At 74.1% G+C, this 22,288-nt stretch carries 19 protein-coding genes; 10 read left to right on the forward strand and 9 right to left on the reverse strand.

The genetic code is table 11. The annotated features are described in order from the left end of the window. The first annotated feature begins 203 nt into the window (after nt 1-203). Nucleotides 204-689, forward strand: a complete 486-nt coding sequence (gene greA, locus H9657_RS13100; RefSeq protein ID WP_191783864.1) for a transcription elongation factor GreA — start codon at nt 204-206, stop codon at nt 687-689. Nucleotides 690-824: 135 nt separating this feature from the next. On the opposite strand, the gene ilvA is transcribed toward greA, so the two are convergent. The 3 genes from ilvA to H9657_RS13115 are packed head-to-tail and all read right to left on the reverse strand — an operon-like array spanning nt 825 to nt 4,533. Beyond that, the gene (ilvA, locus tag H9657_RS13105; protein ID WP_191783865.1) at nt 825-2,033 is read right to left on the reverse strand and encodes a threonine ammonia-lyase; all 1,209 of its coding nucleotides are present in this window, start codon (nt 2,031-2,033) and stop codon (nt 825-827) included. Beyond that, nucleotides 2,030-3,301 (reverse strand): AI-2E family transporter, encoded by a 1,272-nt coding sequence (locus tag H9657_RS13110; protein ID WP_404813161.1) that lies wholly within the window; start codon nt 3,299-3,301, stop codon nt 2,030-2,032. The genes ilvA and H9657_RS13110 overlap by 4 nt, the downstream gene beginning before the upstream one ends. Beyond that, the gene (locus H9657_RS13115; protein ID WP_191783866.1) at nt 3,298-4,533 is read right to left on the reverse strand and encodes a cystathionine gamma-synthase; all 1,236 of its coding nucleotides are present in this window, start codon (nt 4,531-4,533) and stop codon (nt 3,298-3,300) included. Before H9657_RS13115 ends, H9657_RS13110 begins: the two co-directional genes overlap by 4 nt. Nucleotides 4,534-4,650: 117 nt before the next feature. On the opposite strand from H9657_RS13115, the gene msrA reads away from it, so the two are divergent. The 5 genes from msrA to H9657_RS13140 all read left to right on the forward strand — a co-directional run bounded on the left by msrA (nt 4,651) and on the right by H9657_RS13140 (nt 10,470). Further along, nucleotides 4,651-5,328 carry a peptide-methionine (S)-S-oxide reductase MsrA gene (msrA, locus tag H9657_RS13120; protein ID WP_191783867.1) on the forward strand — a complete coding sequence of 226 codons (678 nt, stop codon included), beginning with the start codon at nt 4,651-4,653 and terminating at the stop codon, nt 5,326-5,328. A 239-nt stretch (nt 5,329-5,567) separates the two neighbouring features. Then, entirely contained in the window at nt 5,568-7,127 is a 1,560-nt protein-coding gene (locus tag H9657_RS13125; protein ID WP_191783868.1) for an ATP-dependent DNA ligase, read from the forward strand. Between the two features lie 75 nt (nt 7,128-7,202). Next, nucleotides 7,203-8,249, forward strand: coding sequence for a DUF2776 family protein (locus tag H9657_RS13130; RefSeq protein ID WP_191783869.1), 1,047 nt, complete (start codon nt 7,203-7,205; stop codon nt 8,247-8,249). A 186-nt stretch (nt 8,250-8,435) separates the two neighbouring features. After that, nucleotides 8,436-9,179, forward strand: a complete 744-nt coding sequence (locus H9657_RS13135; protein WP_225215290.1) for a CPBP family intramembrane metalloprotease — start codon at nt 8,436-8,438, stop codon at nt 9,177-9,179. A 22-nt stretch (nt 9,180-9,201) separates the two neighbouring features. Then, entirely contained in the window at nt 9,202-10,470 is a 1,269-nt protein-coding gene (locus tag H9657_RS13140) for an FAD-binding protein (RefSeq protein WP_191783870.1), read from the forward strand. 33 nt (nt 10,471-10,503) lie between these two features. Here H9657_RS13140 and H9657_RS13145 read toward each other — a convergent pair whose 3' ends face one another. The 5 genes from H9657_RS13145 to H9657_RS13165 all read right to left on the reverse strand — a co-directional run bounded on the left by H9657_RS13145 (nt 10,504) and on the right by H9657_RS13165 (nt 15,496). Next, a complete protein-coding gene (locus tag H9657_RS13145) occupies nt 10,504-11,430 on the reverse strand; it encodes a transglutaminase-like domain-containing protein (RefSeq protein WP_318241482.1) in 927 nt (308 codons plus the stop codon). Nucleotides 11,431-11,588: 158 nt separating this feature from the next. After that, the gene (locus tag H9657_RS13150) at nt 11,589-11,993 is read right to left on the reverse strand and encodes an FKBP-type peptidyl-prolyl cis-trans isomerase (RefSeq protein WP_191783872.1); all 405 of its coding nucleotides are present in this window, start codon (nt 11,991-11,993) and stop codon (nt 11,589-11,591) included. An 81-nt stretch (nt 11,994-12,074) separates the two neighbouring features. Then, nucleotides 12,075-13,073, reverse strand: a complete 999-nt coding sequence (locus tag H9657_RS13155) for an acetylxylan esterase (RefSeq protein WP_191783873.1) — start codon at nt 13,071-13,073, stop codon at nt 12,075-12,077. A 90-nt stretch (nt 13,074-13,163) separates the two neighbouring features. Then, nucleotides 13,164-14,570, reverse strand: coding sequence for a cystathionine beta-synthase (locus H9657_RS13160; protein ID WP_191783874.1), 1,407 nt, complete (start codon nt 14,568-14,570; stop codon nt 13,164-13,166). A gap of 95 nt (nt 14,571-14,665) precedes the next feature. After that, nucleotides 14,666-15,496 carry a Bax inhibitor-1/YccA family protein gene (locus tag H9657_RS13165; RefSeq protein WP_191783875.1) on the reverse strand — a complete coding sequence of 277 codons (831 nt, stop codon included), beginning with the start codon at nt 15,494-15,496 and terminating at the stop codon, nt 14,666-14,668. Between the two features lie 246 nt (nt 15,497-15,742). Here H9657_RS13165 and H9657_RS13170 point away from each other — a divergent pair, with 246 nt between their 5' ends. Then, on the forward strand, nt 15,743-16,693 hold the full coding sequence (locus tag H9657_RS13170; RefSeq protein WP_191783876.1) for an ABC transporter ATP-binding protein: 951 nt from the start codon (nt 15,743-15,745) through the stop codon (nt 16,691-16,693). Further along, nucleotides 16,690-17,550 carry an ABC transporter permease gene (locus H9657_RS13175; RefSeq protein WP_191783877.1) on the forward strand — a complete coding sequence of 287 codons (861 nt, stop codon included), beginning with the start codon at nt 16,690-16,692 and terminating at the stop codon, nt 17,548-17,550. Before H9657_RS13170 ends, H9657_RS13175 begins: the two co-directional genes overlap by 4 nt. A 76-nt stretch (nt 17,551-17,626) precedes the next feature. On the opposite strand, the gene H9657_RS13180 is transcribed toward H9657_RS13175, so the two are convergent. Then, nucleotides 17,627-20,767: an efflux RND transporter permease subunit gene (locus H9657_RS13180; protein ID WP_191783878.1), complete on the reverse strand. Its 3,141-nt coding sequence runs from the start codon at nt 20,765-20,767 to the stop codon at nt 17,627-17,629. Nucleotides 20,768-20,965: 198 nt separating this feature from the next. Between H9657_RS13180 and H9657_RS13185 the strand changes: the two genes are divergently transcribed. After that, nucleotides 20,966-21,850 carry a siderophore-interacting protein gene (locus H9657_RS13185; protein ID WP_191783879.1) on the forward strand — a complete coding sequence of 295 codons (885 nt, stop codon included), beginning with the start codon at nt 20,966-20,968 and terminating at the stop codon, nt 21,848-21,850. A gap of 77 nt (nt 21,851-21,927) precedes the next feature. Further along, nucleotides 21,928-22,188: a YciI family protein gene (locus H9657_RS13190; RefSeq protein ID WP_318241483.1), complete on the forward strand. Its 261-nt coding sequence runs from the start codon at nt 21,928-21,930 to the stop codon at nt 22,186-22,188. The last annotated feature ends 100 nt before the right edge of the window (nt 22,189-22,288 follow it).

Raw genomic sequence — 22,288 nt, forward strand, 5'->3', positions numbered from 1 at the left:
GAGAGATCCGACCGGGGAGACCGCCTGCGCGTGGTCGGTTGGTACGCTGTGCGTTTACGCCGCCCCCGGTCCGGCGTCGTACGACAGGTCGACGCGACCGCGGTGGCAGGCACCACCCGCCCCCGCGCCGCACCTGCGTCCGTCCCGCCGGGGGCTCACTCGCCGCCGGGACCGGTGGCGTCCCAGGCTAGGAAGGAGCGATCGTGACGGAGACGACTGCGGCCACATGGCTGACGCAGGAGGCCTACGACCGCCTCACGGAGGAGCTCACGCACCTCCAGACGGACGGTCGCAAGGAGATCACGGACCGCATCGCGGCGGCCCGCGACGAGGGCGACCTCAAGGAGAACGGCGGCTACCACGCAGCCCGCGAGGAGCAGGCCAAGCAGGAGGCGCGCATCCGCGAGCTCCAGGCGAAGCTGCGCAACGTGCAGATCGGCACGCCGCCCGACGACGGCGTCGTCGAGCCCGGCATGGTCGTCACGGCGCTCGTCGCCGGGGACGAGATGACGTTCCTGCTCGGCTCGCGCGAGATCGCCGGGTCGGCCGACATCGACGTCTTCTCGCCCACGTCGCCCCTCGGTGCCGCGATCCACGGCCACAAGGTCGGCGACACGACGTCCTACGAGGCGCCCAACGGCCGGCAGATCCCGGTCGAGATCAAGGCGGCCAGCCCCTTCCAGGGCTGACCTGCTCCGCCGAGTGCGGGGGAAGCTGCCCGAGGGCGTGGGGACCACCCGCGCTCGGGCCGGTTCCCCCGCACTCGGCGTCTCAGCAGACTCCCGGTCTCGGCAGGCTCCCGGTCTCAGCGGGCTGCCGGCGCCTCAGGAGCTGGCGAGGCGGTAGCCGGCCGCGCGCAGGCCCGTCAGGACCGTGCCGCAGTGCTCGGGCCCCTTGGTCTCGATCTGCAGGTCGATCGCGACGTCGCTGAACCCCAGGTCGCCGCCCGTGCGCAGGTGGCTGACGTGCATGACGTTGCCGCCCATCGCCGCGACCTCGCGCAGCAGCTCGGCCAGCGCCCCCGGCGTGTCCTCGACGACGACGTGGAGCTGCAGGTAGCGCCCGGCGGAGGCCAGGCCGTGGCGGATCACGCGCAGCAGCACGATCGGGTCCACGTTGCCGCCCGACAGCACGCACACGACCGGACGCCCGTCGTCCGCGAAACCCCCGGGGTCCGCCATGACGGCGGCGACGGCCGCGGCGCCCGACGGCTCGACCACGAGCTTCGCGCGCTCGGCGACGAGCAGCAGCGCGCGCGACAGGTCCTCCTCGGACACGGTCCGCACCGGCACCTGGTGGCTCGCGAGCACCTCGAACGGCACCGCGCCGGGCATGCCCACGGCGATGCCGTCCGCCATGGTCCGCAGCTCGGTCGCGGGGACCGGCCGCCCGGCGGCGAGCGAGACGGGGTAGGACGCGGCGCGCGCGGCCTGCACGCCGACGACGCGCACGTCCGGCCGGTCGGCCAGCGCGGCCGCGATGCCCGCCGCGAGCCCACCCCCGCCGACCGGCACGACGATCGTCCCCACGTCGGGGACCTGCTCGAGCACCTCGAGCGCGACGGTGCCCTGGCCCGCGTCGACGTCCGGGTGGTCGAACGGGTGGATGAGGACGGAGCCGGTGCGGTCCGCGTGCGCGTGCGCCGCCACGAGCGCCTCGTCGACCGACGTGCCCACGAGCTCGACGCGTGCGCCGTAGCCGCGCGTCGCCGCGACCTTGGGCAGCGCGGCGTCGATCGGCATGAAGATGACGGCGTCGAGCCCGAGGAGCCCGGCGGCCAGGGCCACACCCTGCGCGTGGTTGCCGGCGCTGGCCGCGACGACGCCGCGCACCTTCTCCTCCTGCGTCAGACGCACCATGCGGGTGTACGCGCCGCGGATCTTGAACGACCCCGCGCGCTGCAGGTTCTCGCACTTGAGCCAGACGTCGGCGCCGACCAGCTGCGACAGCGCGCGGCTGCGCTGCACCGGCGTGCGCTCGGCGACGCCCTCGATGAGCGCCGCCGCCGCGCGGACGTCCTGCGGTCCGATCACGGGGCCACGGGCGAGTCGCCCGGCGTCGTCCCGCGCGCCTCGTCGGGCTCGGCGCGCGCCGCACGCGCCTCGGACTCCGCCTCGGCCGCGGCGGCCACGGCGCGGTCGAGCACCGGGTGCCCCTTGGCGCGGATGGGCACGTGGTCGTCGGTCCCCAGCTGGGGGAACTTGTCGTGGCCGTGCAGGTACAGCACGACGGTGTTGACCAGGGCCGCGAGCGGCACCGCGAACAGGGCGCCGACGATGCCGGCCACGAGCGATCCCGTCGTGACGACGAGCAGGACGGCCACCGGGTGCAGCGACACGGCGTGACCCATGAGGAACGGCTGCAGCACGTGGCCCTCGAGCTGCTGCACGAGCAGCACGACGCCGAGCATGATCAGCGCGGACCCCCAGCCCTGCGTGACGAGCGCGACGAGCACCGCGATGGAGCCGGTGACGATGGCCCCGACGAAGGGGATGAAGGAGCCGAAGAACACCAGCACCGCGAGCGGCACCACGAGGGGCAGCTGCAGGAACGCGGCGCCGATGCCGATGCCGACCGCGTCGACGCCCGCCACGAGGATCTGCGTGCGCGTGTACGCGCCGAGCGTGACCCAGCCGCGCCGGCCCGCCTGGTGGACCCGCTCGCGCGAGCCGCGGGGCATCAGCCCGACGACCCACGCCCAGATCGCGCGCCCGTCGATGAGGAAGAACAGCGTGCAGAACAGCGCGATGAGCACGCCGGCCGCCACGTGCCCGACCGTCACGCCGACGGACAGCGCCCCGGAGGCGATCTGCTGCCCGCTCGAGGCGGCGGCGTCCTGCAGCTGCTGCACGTAGCGGTCGAGGTCGTCCGTGGCGAGCTTCAGCGGACCGTCCGAGAGCCAGGTCAGCAGCTCGCTGAAGCCGTCCCGCGCCTGCTCCCACAGCTGCGCGATGCCCTTGGCGATCGACCGCCCGGCGAGCGTGAGGAGGCCCGCGACCAGGGCGATGAGCAGGACGAGCGCGGTGCCGGCCGCGGCTGCCCGCGGCAGGCGCGCGTACTTCTGGAGCGCCGCGACGACGGGCGACAGCAGCACGGTGACCAGCAGCGCCACCGCGACGGGCACCACGATCACCTTGAGCGCGGCGACGAGCCAGAGCCCTGCCGCGAGCGCGGCGAGGATCACGAGCGTGCGCCACGACCAGCCGGCCCAGGCCCGCACGGAGGCGGGCACGGGGTGCGGGCGCGGCGTGACGGCCACGCCGCCGGGCGCGGTCGGGCCGGGCGCGTCCGGCGTGGTCACCGGCTCAGTCCCGCGGCGGCGAGCGCCTGCTCGAGGTCGGCCAGCAGGTCCTCGACGTCCTCGATGCCCACCGACAGCCGCACGAGGTCGTCGGGCACCTCGAGCGCCGTCCCGGCGACGGACCCGTGCGTCATGCGGCCGGGGTGCTCGACGAGCGACTCGACGCCGCCGAGCGACTCGGCGAGCGTGAACACGCGCGTCGCGTCGCAGACCGCGACCGCGGACTCGACCGAGCCCGTGCGGAACGCGACCATGCCGCCGAACCCGCGCATCTGACGGGCCGCGACCTCGTGGCCCGGGTGCTCGGGCAGGCCGGGCCACAGGACCTCGCGGACCCCCGGGTGCTCGACCAGGAAGCGGGCGACCGCCTCGGCGTTGGCGTTGTGGCGGTCCATCCGCACGGCGAGCGTCTTGAGGCCGCGCAGCGTCAGCCAGGCGTCGAACGGGCCCGCGACGGCGCCGGACGCGTTCTGCAGGAAGCCGACCGCGTCGCGCAGCGCCGTCGTGCCGGTCGGCCCCACGAGGCCGGCGGGCAGCTGTGCCCCGTCCGCGACGACGACGGCACCGCCGACGACGTCCGAGTGACCGCCGATGTACTTGGTGGTCGAGTGCACGACGGCGTCGGCGCCCAGCGCGACGGGCTGCTGCAGGTACGGCGAGGCGAAGGTGTTGTCGACGACCAGCACCGCCCCGGCGGAGCGTGCGTGCGTCGCGATGGCGGCGATGTCCGCGATCCCCAGCAGCGGGTTGGTCGGCGTCTCGACCCAGATCACCTTGGTGCGGCCCGGCTGGATCGCGGCGAGCACCGCGTCGGGGTCGGACAGGTCCACGGGCGTGTGGTCGATGCCCCACGGCCCCAGGACGCGCGCGACCAGGCGGTAGGTGCCGCCGTACGCGTCGTCGGGCACGACCACGTGGTCCCCCGGGCGCAGCACCGCGCGCAGCAGCGTGTCCTCCGCCGCCAGGCCCGACGCGAACGCGAAGGCGGCGTCCCCGCCCTCGACGGCGGCCAGCGCCTCCTGCAGCGCGTCGCGCGTGGGGTTGCCCGAGCGCGAGTACTCGTACCCCTCCCGCAGGCCGCCCACACCGTCCTGCTTGTACGTCGAGACCTGGTGGATGGGCGTCACCACGGCGCCCGTGCGGGGGTCGGGGTCCTGACCTGCATGGATGGCGCGGGTCGAGAAGCCGGAGTCGGTCCAGTCGTGGGTCTGCGCGAGCGGGTCGTGGGTCACGGACCCAGGCTAGGCCGTGCACGCACGGGCAGCGCGGGAGGGCGCGCGCCCTGCGCCGGAACACCACCCGCGCGGCGCCTGTTGCACGTCGTGGAGCCGATTCCCAAGGAGATGGTCATGGCCTCGTTGTTCGAGACGCTGCTGGGCACGTCGTTGCGCACCACGATGGTGGACGCGGACCACGCGCTGAAGGGCCGGGACGGGTACGCGTACGCCGTGCCGCAGACGCACGCGGTGCTGGGCACGCCGCTGCAGGGGCCGTGGCCGGAGGGCACCCGTGTGCTGTACCTCGCGTCGGGGTGCTTCTGGGGCGCGGAGAAGGAGGCGTGGCAGCTGCCGGGCGTCGTCACGACGGCCGTCGGGTACATGGGCGGGTTCACGCCCTTCCCGACGTACGAGGAGACGTGCACCGGTCGCACCGGCCACACCGAGACGGTGATGGTCGCCTACGACCCGGCCGTGCTGTCCGACGTCGACCTCATGCGGCACTTCTGGGAGGAGCACGACCCGACCCAGGGCTTCCGCCAGGGCAACGACGTCGGCACCCAGTACCGCTCCGCGGTGTTCTTCACGACGCCCGAGCAGGAGGCCGCCGCGCGACAGACCCGCGACGCCTACGCACCGCTGCTCAAGGCCCGCGGGTACGGCGACGTGACGACCGAGATCCGCGCGGTGCAGGACGCGGGCGCGTTCTACTACGCCGAGGGACCGCACCAGCAGTACCTGCACAAGAACCCGGGCGGCTACTGCCCGGTCAACTCCACGGGCGTCGCCTGCCCCCTCCCCCCGTCCTGACCCGTACCCGGATTGCTCTCTCACCACCAGGTGGTCACCCCCAGGGCGTGAGAGAGCAATCCGGTCACCCGCCAAGGTGGTGAGAGAGCAATCCCGTCGCCCCCCAGGTGGTGAGAGAGCAAACCCGTCACCCCCCGAGGTGGTGAGAGAGCAATCCCGTCGCCCCCGCCTCCCGACGCGGGCGGGAGTGGGCGGTCCGACGCCGGGCGGGTGTCGGTGGGTCGGGTCAGGATGGCCCCATGCTGTTCGACGACGTCGCCGATGCGTCCGCGCAGGTCGCGGCGACCCGGTCGCGCCTCGCCAAGCGGGCGGTGCTGGTCGACGTGCTACGACGAGCCGCGGCGGACGGTCCGGACGTCGTCGCGATCGTCTCGCGGTACCTCGGCGGTGAGTTGCGGCAGCGGCGGACCGGCCTGGGGTGGCGGTCGCTGAGCGGCATGCCCGGCCCCGCCGACACGCCCTCGCTGACGGTGCGCGACGTCGACGCGGCGTTCGCGCACATGGCAGGGCTCAGCGGTCCCGGCTCGTCGACCGCTCGCCTGGAGGCGGCGCGGACGCTCTTCGCCGCGGCCACCGCGCGTGAGCAGCGGCTGCTGGGCGGGCTGGTGAGCGGTGAGCTGCGGCAGGGCGCGCTGGACGCTCTGCTGCTCGACGCGGTCGGCGAGGCCGCGGGCGTCCCGGCCGACGCGGTCCGCCGGGCCGCGATGCTGGCGGGCGAGACCGAGGCGGTCGCGGTGGCGGCGCTCGGCGCCGCCTCGCCCGACGACGCGCGGGCGGCCCTCGACCAGTTCACGCTCACCGTCGGCCGCCCGGTGCGGCCCATGCTGGCGCAGTCGGCGCCCGACGTCGCCACGGCGGTCGCGCAGCTGGGTGCGGGCAGCGACGACGCCCCCGCGGCCGAGGTCGTCGTCGACACCAAGCTCGACGGCATCCGCATCCAGGTGCACCGCGACGGCGACGACGTGCGGGTCTACACGCGCAGCCTCGACGACGTCACCGCGCGCGTGCCCGAGATCGTCGCGGCCGTGCGAGCGCTGCCCGCACGCACGCTCGTCCTGGACGGCGAGGCGCTGGCCCTCGACGCCGAGGGCCGTCCCCGCCCCTTCCAGGAGACCGCCTCGCGCAGCGCGACCCGCGACGCCGATCTCGCCGCGTCGGCGACCCTCACCCCCTTCTTCTTCGACGTCCTGCACGTCGACGGCCGCGACCTGCTCGACGCACCCCTGCGCGAGCGGCTCGCGGTGCTCGACCAGGTCGCCGCGGGGCACGTCGTCGAGCGCGTCGTCACGTCCGACCCCGCGGTCGCGTCCGAGCACTTCCGGTCGGTCGTCGCCGCAGGTCAGGAGGGTGTGGTCGTCAAGGCGGTCGACGCGCCGTACGAGGCGGGCCGGCGCGGGGCGGCGTGGGTCAAGGTGAAGCCGCGGCACACGCTCGACCTCGTCGTGCTGGCCGTCGAGCGCGGGTCAGGACGACGGTCGGGGCTGCTGTCGAACATCCACCTGGGCGCACGCGACCCGGACGGCGGGTTCGTCATGCTCGGCAAGACGTTCAAGGGGATGACCGACGAGATGCTGGCGTGGCAGACGCGGCGCTTCCGCGAGCTCGAGGTGGCCGACGACGGGTGGACGGTGACGCTGCGCCCCGAGCAGGTCGTGGAGATCGCGTTCGACGGTCTGCAGCGCTCGACGCGCTACCCCGGCGGGCTGGCGCTGCGCTTCGCCAGGGTGCTGCGGTACCGCGACGACAAGCCGGCGACCGAGGCCGACACCATCGACACCGTGCGTGCCCTGCTCGGGTAGCTCGCGCCACCGCCGCGCCGAAACCGGTGCCCGGGCCTACCGTGGGGACATCGGCTCGGCTGTCGGGGGGACGCCATGAACCGGACCATCAGCATCCTGTTCCGCGCGATCCCGCTCGTCATGGGACTCGTCTGCCTCGCGTTCGGGCTCGACATCCTGTCCGGCGGCGACGACGCCGCACACTTCGTCGCCGGCCACGTGAACATCGCGCTCACCGCGATCTGCATCGCGCTGTTCACGACGGCCGCGACGATCATCCGGCAGCTCATCCACCGCTACGGCGAGGTGTGGGAGATCGCGCTGCCCGCGCTCGGGTACCTCGTGTCGATCGGCACGATGATCTGGGGCGCGGTCGTCGTGACGGGCGGCGACGAGCCGAAACACGTCGTCGCGGGGCACGTCATGCTCGGCATCGGTTTCATCGCGGCCTGCGTCAGCACGGTCGCGACCGCGTCGACCAAGTTCGTGCTCATCCAGCAGTCCGCCGCGCGCTCGCCGGGCAGCGGCCCGCCGGACGGTGCGTACTCGCGCGCCGTCGGCAGGGTGCTCGTGGCCCTCCCGGCGCTGTTCGCGACGGCAGGGCTGGTGCTGGCGGCCACGCTGTACGCGCAGGGCGGGACACCGCAGCTGGTGGCCGCGCACGTGCTGACGGGGCTGTCGCTGATCTGCGCGGCACTCGTCGCCCTGGTGGCGAGCATCGTGCGGCAGGTGCGCAACGAGTTCGGTGACGCCGAGCGGTTCCGCTGGTCCTGGTGGGTCGTGGCCATGGGGACGATCAACGTCGCCACCGGGATCGGTGTGCTGCTCGCGTCGGACGACCCCGCCCGGCTGGCACCAGGCACCGTGCTCATCGGCCTGGGGCTCGTGTGCTTCAGCATCCTGTCCAAGGTGCTGCTGCTCGCGCTGGTCTGGCGGCGGGTGTTCGCGCTGGCCAACCGCATCCCGCTGATCCCCGTGGGGACCGCGCTCGCCTGCCTGTTCACCGCGGCCTTCCTCTTCGAGGGCACCGAGCGGCAGCCGGGCCTCTTCGTGGGGGCGCACGTCATGGTCGGGCTGGGCGCGGTGTGCTTCACGCTGTTCTCGATCGTGTCGATCCTCGAGGCCGGCACGTCGAAGTCGTAGCAGCACCCACGGCGGCGCGCCGCCGCCCACCGCGCTGCACGGCCGGGCCCCGTGAGGCAGGGTGTCCGGGTGGACGAGACAGCCGGAGCCCTGCCGACGCGCGTGGACGACACGCAGCCACGCCCCCCGGTGAGCACGTGGTGGCGGTACGTGGCCGCCGCACTGGTCTGCGGGTCGGCCGTGCTCATGTTCGCGATCCACGTGCGCCCGCTCGCGTACGTGCCGCTCGTCGTCGGCCTGGCACTGGCCTGGGCCGTCGACCGCGTCCTGGGCCGGGACCTGCTGATCGTCGCCGCGGGCATGTGCATCGTCAGCACCATCCCCCTGGCCGCCGACCTGTCGGACCTCGGGATGGTGCAGTTCACGATCGCGCTGTCGCTGGCGGTGATCGTGCCCTACGTGCTGTCGCGGCACGTCAACGGCGACCACGTCATCCGGTTCCCCTGGCGCACCGGCAAGCGGTGGACGCGCACGCAGTGGGCGTACCTGCTGTTCGTCGTCGGCGCCGGCTACCTCGTGCTGCCGTACTACTTCCTGTCCTCCGGCGCGTACCAGAACTGGCCGACGGTCGTGGAGGGCCAGGAGATCGCGCGCCTCTTCGTCGGCGTCAACGCCGTCGGCACGTGGGACGAGTTCTTCTTCGTCTGCACCGTGTTCGCGCTGCTGCGCCGCCACTTCGGCCTCTGGACCGCGAACGTGCTGCAGGCCCTGGTGTTCGTGTCGTTCCTCTGGGAACTCGGGTACCGCGAGTGGGGACCGCTGCTGACGATCCCGTTCGCGCTCATCCAGGGGTTCACGTTCAACCTGACCAAGTCGCTGACCTACGTGCTGGTCGTGCACCTGCTCTTCGACGCGGTGGTGTTCATGGTGCTCGTGCACGCGCACACCCCCGAGCTGTTCGACATCTTCGTCACCGCGCCCGCACGCTGACGCCTCACCGAGGAGGACCCCGATGACCGACGCCCTGACCACCTGGGCCGGCAGCCACACGTTCCGTGGCGGACCGGTCGTGCACCCCGAGACCGTCGAGCAGGTCGCGGACCTCGTCGCGGGCGCCCGGCACGTGCGGGCGCTCGGCTCGCGGCACTCGTTCCACGACCTCGCGGACGGACCCGGCACGCTCGTCGTCCTGGACCGGCTCGACGTCCCGACGGTGATCGACCCCGACGCGGGCACCGTCACCGTCGGGGCGGGGGTCCGCTACGGCGAGCTCGCGCAGGACCTGCACGCGGCGGGGTGGGCGCTGCACACCATGGCGTCGCTGCCGCACATCGCGGTCGCCGGCACCGTCGCGACGGCCACGCACGGGTCGGGCGTCACCGCACCGAACCTGTCCGCCGCGGTGCGCGGGCTGGAGATCGTCGGCGCCGGCGGCGAGGTGCGCACGCTCGGCCCGGACGACCCGGAGCTGCCCGGCTCGGTCGTCGCGCTGGGCGGCCTGGGGGTCGTGACGCGCGTGACGCTCGCGGTGCAGCCGACGTACGACGTCGCGCAGGAGGTGTGGCTCGACCTGCCGTGGACCGCCGCGCTCGACCGCTTCGACGCGCTCATGTCGTCGGCGTACTCGGTGAGCCTGTTCACCGACTGGCGTGGCGACGCGGTCGGCCAGGTGTGGCGCAAGCACCGCGTCGACGGCGACGCGTGGACGCTGCCGCAGGCCGGCGACGTCCTGCAGGGCGCACGGCCCGCGCCCGGGCCGGTGCACCCCGTCCCCGGCCCGGACCCCGTGGCCTGTACCCGGCAGGGCGGCGTGCCGGGGCCGTGGCACGAGCGGCTGCCGCACTTCCGGCTCGACTTCACGCCGTCCGCGGGCGCCGAGCTGCAGTCCGAGTGGCTCGTCCCGCGCGAGCACGCCGTCGCGGCCATCGAGGCCCTGCGCGCCATCGCGCACGTCACGTCGCCCCTGCTGCTGGTGAGCGAGATCCGCACGGTCGCAGGCGACGACCTGTGGCTGTCCACCGCGCACGGTGGCGACCGGGTGGCGCTGCACTTCACGTGGAAGCCGCTGCGGGCCGAGGTCGACGCCGCGCTGCCGGTGATCGAGCAGGCGCTCGCGCCGTTCGACGCCCGCCCGCACTGGGGCAAGCTGTTCGCCGACCAGGACCGCACGCTGGGCGGGCTGTACCCGCGGTGGGACGACCAGGTGGCGCTGCTGGCGCGCCGCGACCCCGAGGGCGTCTTCGCGAACGACTTCCTGCTCCGCCACGGGCTGCGCACCTGAGGACCCGGGGGGCGCGGGCGGGGCCGGCACGCGTCACGCGTCCCAGGTGGTGACCCTCGTCCGCAGGTCCGTCCAGCCCTCGCGCCCGAGCGGTGACAGCGTGCGCACCCGGTCCCCGGGGTGCAGGCGCGGGTCGTCGGCGTAGCGGCGGGCGAGCGCGGCCTCGGCCTCGAGGTCGCCGCCGTCCGCGCGGACCAGCAGGTCGGCGACCTCGTCCGCGAGCGCGGTGGCCTCGTCGGGCGGGCCGTCGAGCTCGCTGCCCCAGACGTCCCACAGCAGCAGCTCGTCGCGGCGGCGGTGCGCCAGCTCCAGCAGCACGTAGCCGCGCACGAACTCCGGCCCGCACAGCTCCGGCATGTGCGGCGAGACCCCGTACGCGGCCAGGTCCAGCCCGTCGCGCCGGTGCGCGAGCCAGAGCTCGGCGGCGGTCGGGAAGGGGCTGTCGAGCCCCGTCGGCAGGTCGGCCGGGTCGAAGGGCGGACCCGCCGGCGGTGCGGCACCGAACGCGGCGTCGAGCTCCGGGTCCGAGCGCACCCAGCGCGCACCGTCCCACCGCTCGACGACGACGTGGTCGTGCGCGAACCCCGGCGCGAAGTACCGCGCGAACCCGATGCGGGACCGGGCGGGGACGCCGTGCGTGCGCAGCAGGCCCACGCCGAGCAGCGTGTGGTCCCGGCAGCAGCCGGCGATGCGGTCGCTCGGGGGCCGGCCCGCGAGGGGTGCGGGTGAGAGCGCCAGACCGGCCCCGAGGATCGCGTCGAGCCACCGCAGGTCGACGGTCGGCAGGCGGTCGGCGTCGAGCAGGTCCGCCTCGGCCCGGTAGTGCGCGATCATGCCCGTCGCCGTGTCGTGCAGCTCGGCGGGTGACGTGCCGAGGGCGGCGAGCACGCCCGTGTGCTCGCCGGGGTCGCTGAAGCGCGAGTGCCGCGCCCAGGCCGCCGGCGTGAGGTCGTCCGTCACCGTCGTCTCCGTCCTGGCGTCCGCGTCGGACGCCCTGCGGGGTAGACGCGCGCCGGAGCCCGGACTCATCGGCCGCGACCCGACCGGGTGTGCGGGCCGCGACACGCGCGCGCCGCCGGGGCCCGGGGGGGGCCCCGGGGGGCGCGAGGGCGACGTGGTCAGCTGACGCCGACGATGTCCACCACGAACACGAGCGTGTCGCCGCCCTTGATGCCGGCCTGCGGCACGCCGCGGTCGCCGTAGCCCAGGTGCGACGGGATGGAGAGCAGCACGCGCGAGCCGACCTGCTGGCCGACGAGGCCCTCGTCCCAGCCCGCGATGACGGCGCCGACCCCGATGGGGAAGCTGATCGAGGAGCCACGGTCGAAGGAGTTGTCGAAGACGCCTCCCTGCCAGGCCTGACCCAGGTAGTGCACCTCGATGTCCTGCCCGGCCTCGACGAGCGCGCCGTCGCCGCGGCTGAGCACGACGACCTCGAGCTCGTCGGACGGCGCGGCGTCCGGGAACGTGAGGGTGGGCTTGGTGCCGGGTGCGCCCGAGACCTCGGGCAGCGCTGCGGCCATGGCGGTTCTCCTTCGGTGGATGACAGTGCCCGACCATCCTGCCCTGCCGACCACGGGCCCGCCGCACAGGCACCGGCAGGGTCAGCGGTCGAGGACCCCCGCGAGCCAGCGCAGCTGGGCGTCGAGCTGGAAGCCGCCGCCCCCCTCGTGCTCGTTGAACTCGTACACCTCGATGGCACGGTCGGGACGCGAGCCCGCGAGCGTGCCGTAGTGGTTGTACGCCGCGAACACGGTGGACGGCGGGCAGATCGGGTCGCGCAGCGCCACCGAGAACAGCGTCGGCGCCGTCGCGCGGCGCGCGAGGTGGACACCGTCGAGGTACGACAGCGTCCGCAGCGCGGCGGTCTTGTGGTCGCGGTGCACCGACAGGTACGTGACGAGCTCGTGGTACGGGTCCGCGTCGGTCAGGGCGATCGCGCGCTGGACGTGGCACAGGAACGGCACGTCGGGCATGGCCGCCGCGAGGCCGCCGGCCAGCCCGGCGACCGCCAGCGTCATGCCGCCGCCCTGGCTGCCGCCCGTCACCGTGACGCGCGCCGGGTCGACCCCGGGCAGGGACCGCACGGCCTCGACCGCGCGGACGCCGTCGGTGTAGACGCGCCGGTAGTAGTGCTCGGCGGGGTCGAGGATGCCGCGCGTCAGGAAGCCCGGGACCTGCGGCCCCGACCCGACCGGGTCCGGCGTCTCGCCGCCGCTCCCCCACCGCGAGCCCTGGCCGCGCGTGTCCATCAGCAGGTGCACGTACCCGGCCGCGGACCACGCGAGGCGCTCGTGCGGGCGCCCGCGACCCCCGCCGTAGCCGATGAACTCCACGACGGCGGGCAGCGACGACCCGTCCGTGGCCGACCCTGCCGGCCGCGTCACCCACGCCTTGATCGGGTGCCCGCCGAAGCCGGCGAACGTCACGTCCTCGACGTCGACGAGCGTCAGCCCCGCGTCGTACGGCTCGCGGCGCACGTCGAGGTCGAACGCCCGCGTCTCGGCGAGCGTCGCGGCCCAGAACTCGTCGAGGTCGGCAGGCTCGTCGAGCTCCGGCAGGTAGCGCTCGAGCTCGGGCAGGGGCAGGTCGAACAGCGCCATCGCGGTTGGTCCTTTGCGGGTACGGCCCAGGGGTCGGCCGATGCTAACCCGAGCGGCGACGCCTCCCGCGGGACCGGTCCGGCCCGCACGTCAGCGGGCCAGGAAACCCAGCAGGTCGTGGCGCGTCAGGACACCCACGGGGCGCCCGTCGTCGACGACCATGAGGGCGTCCGACTTCTCGAGCGTCGCCCGCGCGGCCTCGACGGGCTCCCCGACACCGATGAGCGGCAGCGGCGCGGCCATGTGGGCGTCGACGCGGTCGGCGAGCGACGCGGCGCCGGAGAAGACCGCGTCGAGCAGCTCGCGCTCGCTCACGGACCCGGCGACCTCGCCGATCATGACGGGCGGCTCGGCACCCACGACGGGCATCTGCGAGACGCCGTACTCGCGGAGGATCTCGATCGCGTCGCGGACCGTCTCGGTGGGGTGCGTGTGCACGAGCGCCGGCAGGTCGCCGGACTTGCTGCGCAGCACGTCACCCACGGACGCGCCCTCGCCCGCGGCGAGGAACCCGTACGACCGCATCCAGGAGTCGTTGAAGATCTTGGACAGGTAGCCACGGCCGCCGTCGGGGAGGATCACGACGTACACCGCGCGGGCGGCCGCGTCGGGGTCGGCGTCCTGCAGCGCACGCGCGTGCCGCAGCGTCGCCTCGACCGCCATGCCGCACGACCCGCCGACGAGCAGCCCTTCCTCGCGGGCCAGGCGGCGCGTCATGGCGAACGAGTCGGCGTCGGACACCGCGATGATCTCGTCCGGGACGGCCGGGTCGTAGGCGCTCGGCCAGAAGTCCTCGCCGACGCCCTCGACCAGGTACGGCCGCCCGTCGCCGCCGGAGTACACCGAGCCGGCCGGGTCCGCCCCGACGACGACCACGCGACCGCCCTCCGCCGCGGGGCGGTCGGCCGACGCGTCGTGCAGGTAGCGCCCGGTGCCGGTGATGGTGCCGCCCGTGCCGACGCCCGTCACGAGGTGCGTGATGCGCCCGTCGGTGTCCGCCCAGATCTCCGGGCCCGTGCTCGCGTAGTGGCTGGCCGGGCCGTTGGCGTTGGCGTACTGGTTGGGCTTCCAGGCGCCCGGCGTCTCGCGCGTGATGCGGTCGGACACCGAGTAGTAGGAGTCCGGGTGGTCGGGGGGCACCGCGGTCGGCGTCACGACGACCTCGGCGCCGTACGCGCGCAGCACGTCGCGCTTGTCCTGGCTGACCTTGTCCGGGCACACGAAGATGCAGCGGTAGCCCTTGCGCTGCGCGACGAGCGCCAGGCCGACGCCGGTGTTGCCGGACGTCGGCTCGACGATGGTGCCGCCCGGCTGCAGCTCGCCCGACGCCTCCGCGGCCTCGATCATCCGCAGGGCGATGCGGTCCTTCACGGACCCGCCGGGGTTGAGGTACTCCACCTTCGCCAGGACGGTGGCCGTCAGGCCGGCGGTGACGGACGTGAGCCGGACGAGCGGGGTGCCGCCGACGAGCTCGGAGATGTGCTGGGCGTACTTCACGCCCCGATCCTCTCATCCGTCCGCGGCCCGGCCCCGGACGCGCGAGAGCCCCGCCGACCGGGGTCGACGGGGCTCTCGTCAGGCTGCGGTGCCGGTCAGTCGCCGCGCAGGATCGCGAGGAGACGCAGCAGCTCGAGGTACAGCCACACCAGGGTGACGATGAGGCCGAAGGCCGCCGCCCACGCGAACTTCGCGGGCACGCCCTGGTCGACGCCGCGCTTGATCGAGTCGAAGTCCATGATGAGGCTCGCCGCGGCGAGACCCACGGCCAGGAGGCCGATCCCGATACCGAGCCAGCCGGACCGCAGCGGGCCGTAGTCCCCGCCGCCGACGCCGAACAGCATGAGGCCGAGGTTGACGAGCGAGTACACGAGGTACCCGGCCATGCCGATGAGGACCGCCCGCTGGAACTTGGGCGTGACCCGGACCTTGCCCGAGCGGAACAGCACCAGCGAGACGGCGAACACCGACAGCGTGGCGAGCACGGCCTGCCCGACGATGCCGTCGAAGGCCGACTCGTAGAACGCGCTGATGCCGCCGAGGAACACGCCCTGGGCAACCGTGTACAGCGTGATGAGGACCGGGCTCGGCTCCTTCTTGAACGCGTTGACCAGGCCCAGGACCAGGCCGACGATCGCGCCGGCGATCCACAGGCCGGGCGCGATCATCCACGTCGCCGCTGCCACGACCACGAGCAGCGCGAGCAGCCCGCCGGTCTTGACGATGACGTCGTCGTAGGTCAGGCGGCCCGTCTCACGCGGGGTGGCGGGCGGCGCGTCGTACATCTGCTCGAGGCTCGCGGCGTCAGCGACCTGCGCGCCGGGCGTGCCCCAGGCGGGACCCTGCGTGACGGTCTGCTGACCGCCGCGGCGCTGCTGGCGCGGGTCACCGAAGACGGGACTGTTGTTGAAGACGGGATTGGTCATGCGGGGCACCTCTGGTCGTGGCCGGCCGGGGATGTTTCTGTCGACGACAGGAACAACGTAGTGGGTGGCCCGGACGTTCCCCCGTCCGGGAGCCCCCGGATCCTGCTGCCGACGCCCTCGTCCTTGCGGATGAGGGCCCGGGCACACGGATCGGTCGCGGGAGGGTGCCGCGGCGGGCGCGGCAGGAATAGCGTCGTCACCTGTGAGCACAGCGACGCGAACCACCACGCGAACCCAGGGGACCCGATGATCGAGGCGCACGGACTGACCAAGAGGTACGGCAGCAAGACCGCCGTCGACGGCATCGACTTCACGGTGCGACCCGGACGTGTCACCGGCTTCCTCGGACCCAACGGCGCCGGCAAGTCGACGACCATGCGCATGATCGTCGGGCTCGACCACCCGACCGCCGGCACCGTGACGGTGCAGGGCCGGCCGTACGCGAAGCTGCGCTCGCCGCTCACCGAGGTGGGCGCGCTGCTCGAGGCCAAGGCCGTGCACCCCGGGCGGTCGGCGCGTCAGCACCTGCGGGCGCTCGCCGCGACGCACGGGATCGGCGACAAGCGCGTCGACCAGGTGATCGAGATGGCCGGGCTGGGCGCGGTCGCGTCCAAGCGCGTCAAGGGCTTCTCGCTCGGCATGGGGCAGCGCCTGGGCATCGCCGCGGCGCTGCTCGGCGACCCGCACACGCTGATCCTCGACGAGCCCGTCAACGGGCTCGACCCCGAGGGCGTCGCGTGGGTGCGCGGCCTGGCCAAGCACCTCGCGGCCGAGGGCCGCACTGTGTTCCTCTCCTCGCACCTCATGAGCGAGGTCGCGGTGACCGCCGACGACCTGCTCGTCATCGGCCGCGGCCGGATCGTCGCGCAGGGCCCCGTCGACGAGGTCATCTCCCGCGCGACGAGCACGACGGTGCGCGTCCGCAGCCCCCACGCGACCGAGCTCGCCGCGGCCCTGTCCGGACCGCGCGCGACCATCGACGCGATCGAGCCCGGCCTGATCGAGGTGCGCGGGCCGTCCGCCGCCGAGATCGGTGAGCTCGCCGCCGCGTCGCGGTACGTCCTGCACGAGCTCACACCCGTCAGCGGCTCGCTCGAGCAGGCGTACATGAGCCTGACGGCCGACGCGGTCGAGTACCACTCGGGCATCGACGCCACACCCACCGCCCCCACGACCGAGCCGGAGGCGCAGCGATGAGCACCGCGACCACTCCCCGCACCTCGCACGCCCAGCACTCCGCGCCCGCGGGCACGGCACGCCTCTCGGCGTGGCACGTGCTGCGCTCCGAGTGGATCAAGCTCTGGAGCCTGCGCTCGACGCTCTGGACGGTCGGCCTCACCGTCGCCGTCCTGGTGCTGCTCGCCTGGGCGATGGCCGCGGGTGCCGCGAGCTTCGGCGACCTGTCGGACGCGCCGGGCAGCGCGACGACCGTCTACACGGTCCTCGCGCCGGGGCAGATCTTCGGCTCGCTCGTGCTGGTCGTGCTCGCCGCGCTGACGGTGACCGGTGAGTACGGCACGGGTCAGGTCCGTTCCACGTTCACGGCCGTCCCGGCCCGGCTGCCCGTGCTGTGGGCCAAGGGCGCGGTCGTCGCGCTGGTGGCCTTCGTGACCGCGGCCGTCGGCACGGCCCTGTCCCTGGCGCTGGCCGGCGCGATCGTGCCCGAGATGCGGCCCGACTGGTCCGACCCCGAGATGCTGCGCATCGTGCTCGGCACCCCGCTGTACATCACGACGGTCGCGCTGCTCGGCTACGCGCTCGGCGCCCTCATGCGCAACACGGCGGCGACCATCGCGACGGTCATCGGCTTCGTGCTCGTCGTCGAGAGCGTCCTCAACCTCATCTCGTGGAAGCCGCTCGAGTACGTCCGGCCGTTCCTGCCGTCGTCGGCCGGGGCCCGCGTCGCGACGCCCCAGGAGTTCCTCGAGATGACGAACCAGATGGCGACGCAGGCCGTCGACCTGTCCCCGTGGGCCGGGTACGCCGTGCTCGTCGGCTGGGTCGTCGCCATCCTCGCCGCCGCCGTGGTGCGGCTGCGCACGCGCGACGTCTGACCACCGCGCGGACGACGGCCCACCACCGCCCTGGAGGGGGACGGTGGTGGGCCGTCGTCGTGCGTGCCGCCGGCGGCTACTCCGCGCGGGCGGTGGTCGAGGCCGCCCGACGCTCCGCGCGCCGTGCGGCGCCACGCTCCCGACGCCGCTCGACGAGCGTGTAGAGCACCGGCACGAGCACCAGGGTCAGCAGCGTCGAGGTGAACAGGCCGCCGATGACGACGATCGCCAGCGGCTGCGAGATGAACACCCCGCCGCCGGTGAGCCCGAACGCCATGGGCACGAGCGCGAAGATCGTCGCCGCGGCCGTCATGAGGATGGGCCGCAGCCGCTTGCGCGACCCCTCGGTGACGGCGTCGTCGATGCCACGACCGCGCTCGCGGTACTGGTTGATCAGGTCGACCAGCACGATCGCGTTCGTCACGACGACGCCGATGAGCATCAGCACACCGATCAGCGCGGGCACGCCCAGCGGCGTCCCGGTGAGCAGCAGGCCGAGCAGCGCACCGGTCGCCGCGAACGGCACCGACACCATGAGGATCAGCGGCTGCAGCAGCGACCGGAACGTCGCGACCATGACGACGTAGACGATCGCGAGAGCGACGAGCAGCGCGAGCCCGAGGTCCGCGAACGCGTCCTCCTGGTCCGCCGCGACGCCGCCGAGCTCGACGCTCGCGCCGGCCGGCACGTCGACGTCCTCCAGCGCGGTCCGCATCCGCTCCGTGAGCCCGCCCAGGTCCTGGTCGGCCGGCGTGGCGGAGACGGTCGCGGCGCGCTTGCCGTCGATGCGGGTCGTCGAGACCGGCACCTCGACCTGCTCGACGCTCGCGACGGACGTCAGCGGGACGATGCCGGTGGCCGTGGGCAGCACGAGCTGCTCGACCTCCGCCACGCTCGCCGGTGCGGGGACCGTCACCACGGTGACGTCCACGGGCCCGGCACCGAGGTCGACCGTGCCGATCGGCTGCGGGCTCATGAGACCGGCGACCGTGCCCACGACCGCGGTCTCGGTCAGCCCGACGGCTGCCGCGGCCTCGCGGTCGACCGTGACGCGCACGGTCGGCTGGTCCGCGGACAGGTCGTTGGTGACGTCCGTGGTGCCCTCGACCCCCGCGACGACGTCGCGCACCTGCGCGGCGAGCCGCTCCAGCTCGTCGGGGTCGTCGGCCTGCACCACGACGTCGACGGTCGACGACCCGAACGCGGCGTCGGCGCCGGCCACGACGACGTCGCCGTGCCCGTCACTGCCCGACAGGTCGGCGACGGCCTCGCGCACGTCGTCGGCGACCGCGGTGTTGTCGGAGTCCGCGGTGAGCGTCAGCGCGAAGGACGCGCGCGGCGCACCGCCGCCGCCGAACACGGCCTCGATGCCGCCGGCCGAGCCGACCGTGGTCTGCACGGTCTGCACGCCCTCGACGCCCAGCAGGACCTCCTCGATCTCCTGCGCCGCGGCGTCCTGCGCCTCGAGCGAGGTGGCCGGCGGGAACGTCTCGGTGACGGTGAGCGTGTTCTGACCGGCGTCGCCCAGGAAGTTGGTCTCCAGGCGCGTGGCCAGGCCGAGCGTCCCGGCGAAGACCACGACGGCCGCGAGCAGCGTGACCACGGGGTGCGCGATCGCGCCGCGCAGCGTGGCCAGGTACGACCGCTGCATCCAGGAACGACGCTCCTTGGCCTCCGCGGCGGCGCGCACGTCGTCCGCACCGGCCCCCTCGACCGCGTCCGCCTTGACGAACCAGTACGCCAGGACGGGCACGATCGTCAGCGAGACCAGCAGGGACGCGACCAGCGCGATCGCGGTGGTGAAGGCGAACGGCCGGAACAGCTCGCCGACCATCCCGCCGACCAGCCCGATCGGCACGAACACCGCGGCGGTCGCGATGGTCGAGGCCGTGATCGCGCCCGCCACCTCGCGCACCGCGGTGACGATCGCGTCGCGCTTGCCCTCGCCGTACGACAGGTGCCGCTTGATGTTCTCGATGACGACGATCGAGTCGTCGACGACGCGGCCGATCGCGATGGTCATCGCGCCGAGCGTGAGGATGTTGAGCGAGTACCCGGCGACCTGCAGGCCGATGAACGTCACCAGCAGCGACAGCGGGATCGAGATGGCCGAGACCAGGGTCGAGCGGATCGAGCCCAGGAACAGCAGGATGACGACGACCGCGAACAGCAGGCCGAGGCCGCCCTCGGTGGCCAGACCCTCGATGGACTCCTCGATGAACGGCGCCTGGTCGAACACCACGGCGACGTCGACGTCGCCACCGACCTGCTCGCGCAGCTCGTCCACCGCGTCCTGCGCGCCGTGCGACACGTCGACGGTGTTGCCGGCGGGGGTCTTGGTGAGGGAGACGGCCAGGGCCGGCTCCCCGTCCAGGCGCGACAGGCTGGACGCGGGCACCGGCGCGACGACGACCTCGGCGACCTCGGCGAGCGTGACGGCCTGGCCGGTCGCCGAGCCGAGCAGCGGGAGCGCACGCAGGTCGTCGACCGAGGTGATCGGCGAGCCCGCCTGGACCGACAGGGTGAGGTCGTCCTCGTCGACCGTGCCCGTGGGCAGCACGACCCCGTTGTCCTGCAGGATCGTCTGCACGGCCGCGGGCGACAGGCCCTCCGCGGTGAGCGCGGGCAGGTCGAGCGTGATCGTGACGGCCTGCTCGGCGACGCCCGTGACGGCGACCTCGCGCACGCCGTCGACCTGCTCGAGGCGCGGCACCACGACGTCCTCGACGACCCGGGCCAGCGCGGCCTGCGGGTCCTCGCCGTCGCGCACGTCGTCCGGGGTGCCGGCGACCGCGAGCTGCACGACGGGCAGGTCGTCGATCGACCCGGTCACCACCATCGGGTCGACGCCCTCGGGCAGCGCCGAGCGGATGCGGTCGACGGCCTGCTGGATGTCCTGGGCGCGCGCGTCGACGTCGACGCCGTACGTCAGCTGCACCGTCGTCGTCGAGACCGACGTGGCGGACGTGGAGGTCACGGACTCGACGTCCGCGACGGCGGAGACCGCCTGCTCGATGGGTTCGGTGAGCTGCTGCTCGACGAGCTCCGGCGAGGACCCCGGGTCGACGGCGACGACGACCGCCGTGGGGATCTGCAGCGACGGGATGAGCTCCTGCTTGAGGGAGCCGAGGCTGAACCAGCCGAAGACCGCGATCGCGATCGTCACGAGCGCGACGACCGAGCGGTTGGCCAGCGAGAGCCGGGCGAGGCGGGACACGGGTTCCTCCGAGGGGCGGGGCGGTCGTGACGGGGCGGGACGGGTCCGCGTCGTCGCGGCGTAGGGCGACAGTACGTGCGGGTCCGGGGACCGGCACCCGCCAGCCCAACGGATGCCGGGTTCACGGTGTTTCCCGGCTCGGACGTGGGCCGGGTCACTCCCGCGGCTCGTGACGGGGCCCGAGGTTAGGCTCGCCTGATGAGCACCACCGGCCCGACCGCCCTGCCTCTCGTGGCCCCGCGACGCCCCGCACCGGTGCTGGGTGAGGTGGTGGCGACGCAGCGCCTCACGCCGCACCTCACCCGCGTCGTCCTCGGCGGCCCGGGACTGCGACCGTTGGCCGACCCCGTCTGCGCCGACTCCTACGTCAAGCTCGGCCTCCTCCCCGACGGCGCGCTCGACGGCTGCCCGCTGGCGGACGACGGCCGCGTCGACCTCGCGGCGCTGCGCGCCTCCCTCCCGGACGGCGTCGAGGTGCGCCAGCGCGCGTACACGATCCGCGCGTGGGACCCCGCGACCCGTGAGATGACCCTCGACTTCGTCGTGCACGGCGACGAGGGCCTCGCGGGCCCGTGGGCGGCGGCCGCGGCACCCGGCGACCGCGTGCTCGTGCACGGGCCCGGCGGTGCCTGGGACCCCCGCACGGACATCGACGTGCACCTGCTGGTCGGTGACGCGAGCGCCCTGCCGGCGGTGGCCGTGGGCCTGGAGCGGCTGCCGCGCGACGCCGTGGGTGCCGCGTTCGTCGAGGTGCACGGCCCCGACGACGAGATCGCGCTCGACGCCCCCGCCGGGGTCGCGGTCACCTGGCTGCACCACGGCGACGCCCCCGCCGGGTCCACGCTCCCCGAGGCCGTCCGCGCCTGGCCGACCCCGGAGGGGCGGATCGGCGCGTTCGTCCACGGCGAGGCGGGCGCGGTCAAGGAGCTGCGCGCGCACCTGCGCACCCACGGGGTGGGCCGTGCGGACCTGTCCATCTCCGGGTACTGGCGCCTCGGCGCCGACGACGAGGGCTGGCGCGCGAGCAAGAAGGCGTGGAACGCGCAGATCGAGGCTGCGGAGGCGGCCGCAGGCCTGGACTGAGAGGGTCGCCGGGAACGTCGACATCCTGCGGCGAGCTCGTCGGTGGCATCGCCCTCGAGGGCCCCGACGTGGCGCGGGTGGTGCGGTCCGACGGACGGTCCGGCACCACCGTGACGGAGGGGCCGTTCACCGAGTTCTCGGAGTGGCTCGCCGGGTTCCAGGTGGTCGACGTGGCCGACGAGGCACGCGCGGTCGAGATCGCCGCCCGGGTGTCCGCCGTCCCCGGCCGTGGTGGTGTGCCCTGCGAGCAGCCGGTGCAGGTCAGGCGCGTCGTCGACGGCGCGATCGCGGACGCCGCCACCATGCGGGACTGGCTCGGCACGGCCGACGGGAGCTGAGCCGGCCGTCCGGACGCGAGCCGGCCCGGCCGGTTCGCATCCGGACGGGTGAGTCCTGACGAAACCGGCACACGCCCCCTCGCACCCCGCTAGCGTTCCT

This window comes from Cellulomonas avistercoris, from assembly GCF_014836445.1.
GTDB lineage: Bacteria > Actinomycetota > Actinomycetes > Actinomycetales > Cellulomonadaceae > Cellulomonas > Cellulomonas avistercoris.

Excerpts from the sequence above, each read along its gene's own strand:
- msrA (WP_191783867.1), top strand. The coding sequence starts at position 4,651 with ATGGCCTCGTTGTTCGAGACGCTGCTGGGCACGTCGTTGCGCACCACG.
- H9657_RS13125 (WP_191783868.1), top strand. The coding sequence starts at position 5,568 with ATGCTGTTCGACGACGTCGCCGATGCGTCCGCGCAGGTCGCGGCGACC.
- H9657_RS13130 (WP_191783869.1), top strand. The coding sequence starts at position 7,203 with ATGAACCGGACCATCAGCATCCTGTTCCGCGCGATCCCGCTCGTCATG.
- H9657_RS13135 (WP_225215290.1), top strand. The coding sequence starts at position 8,436 with ATGTTCGCGATCCACGTGCGCCCGCTCGCGTACGTGCCGCTCGTCGTC.
- H9657_RS13140 (WP_191783870.1), top strand. The coding sequence starts at position 9,202 with ATGACCGACGCCCTGACCACCTGGGCCGGCAGCCACACGTTCCGTGGC.
- H9657_RS13150 (WP_191783872.1), bottom strand. The coding sequence starts at position 11,993 with ATGGCCGCAGCGCTGCCCGAGGTCTCGGGCGCACCCGGCACCAAGCCC.
- H9657_RS13155 (WP_191783873.1), bottom strand. The coding sequence starts at position 13,073 with ATGGCGCTGTTCGACCTGCCCCTGCCCGAGCTCGAGCGCTACCTGCCG.
- H9657_RS13165 (WP_191783875.1), bottom strand. The coding sequence starts at position 15,496 with ATGACCAATCCCGTCTTCAACAACAGTCCCGTCTTCGGTGACCCGCGC.
- H9657_RS13170 (WP_191783876.1), top strand. The coding sequence starts at position 15,743 with ATGATCGAGGCGCACGGACTGACCAAGAGGTACGGCAGCAAGACCGCC.
- H9657_RS13175 (WP_191783877.1), top strand. The coding sequence starts at position 16,690 with ATGAGCACCGCGACCACTCCCCGCACCTCGCACGCCCAGCACTCCGCG.
- H9657_RS13185 (WP_191783879.1), top strand. The coding sequence starts at position 20,966 with ATGAGCACCACCGGCCCGACCGCCCTGCCTCTCGTGGCCCCGCGACGC.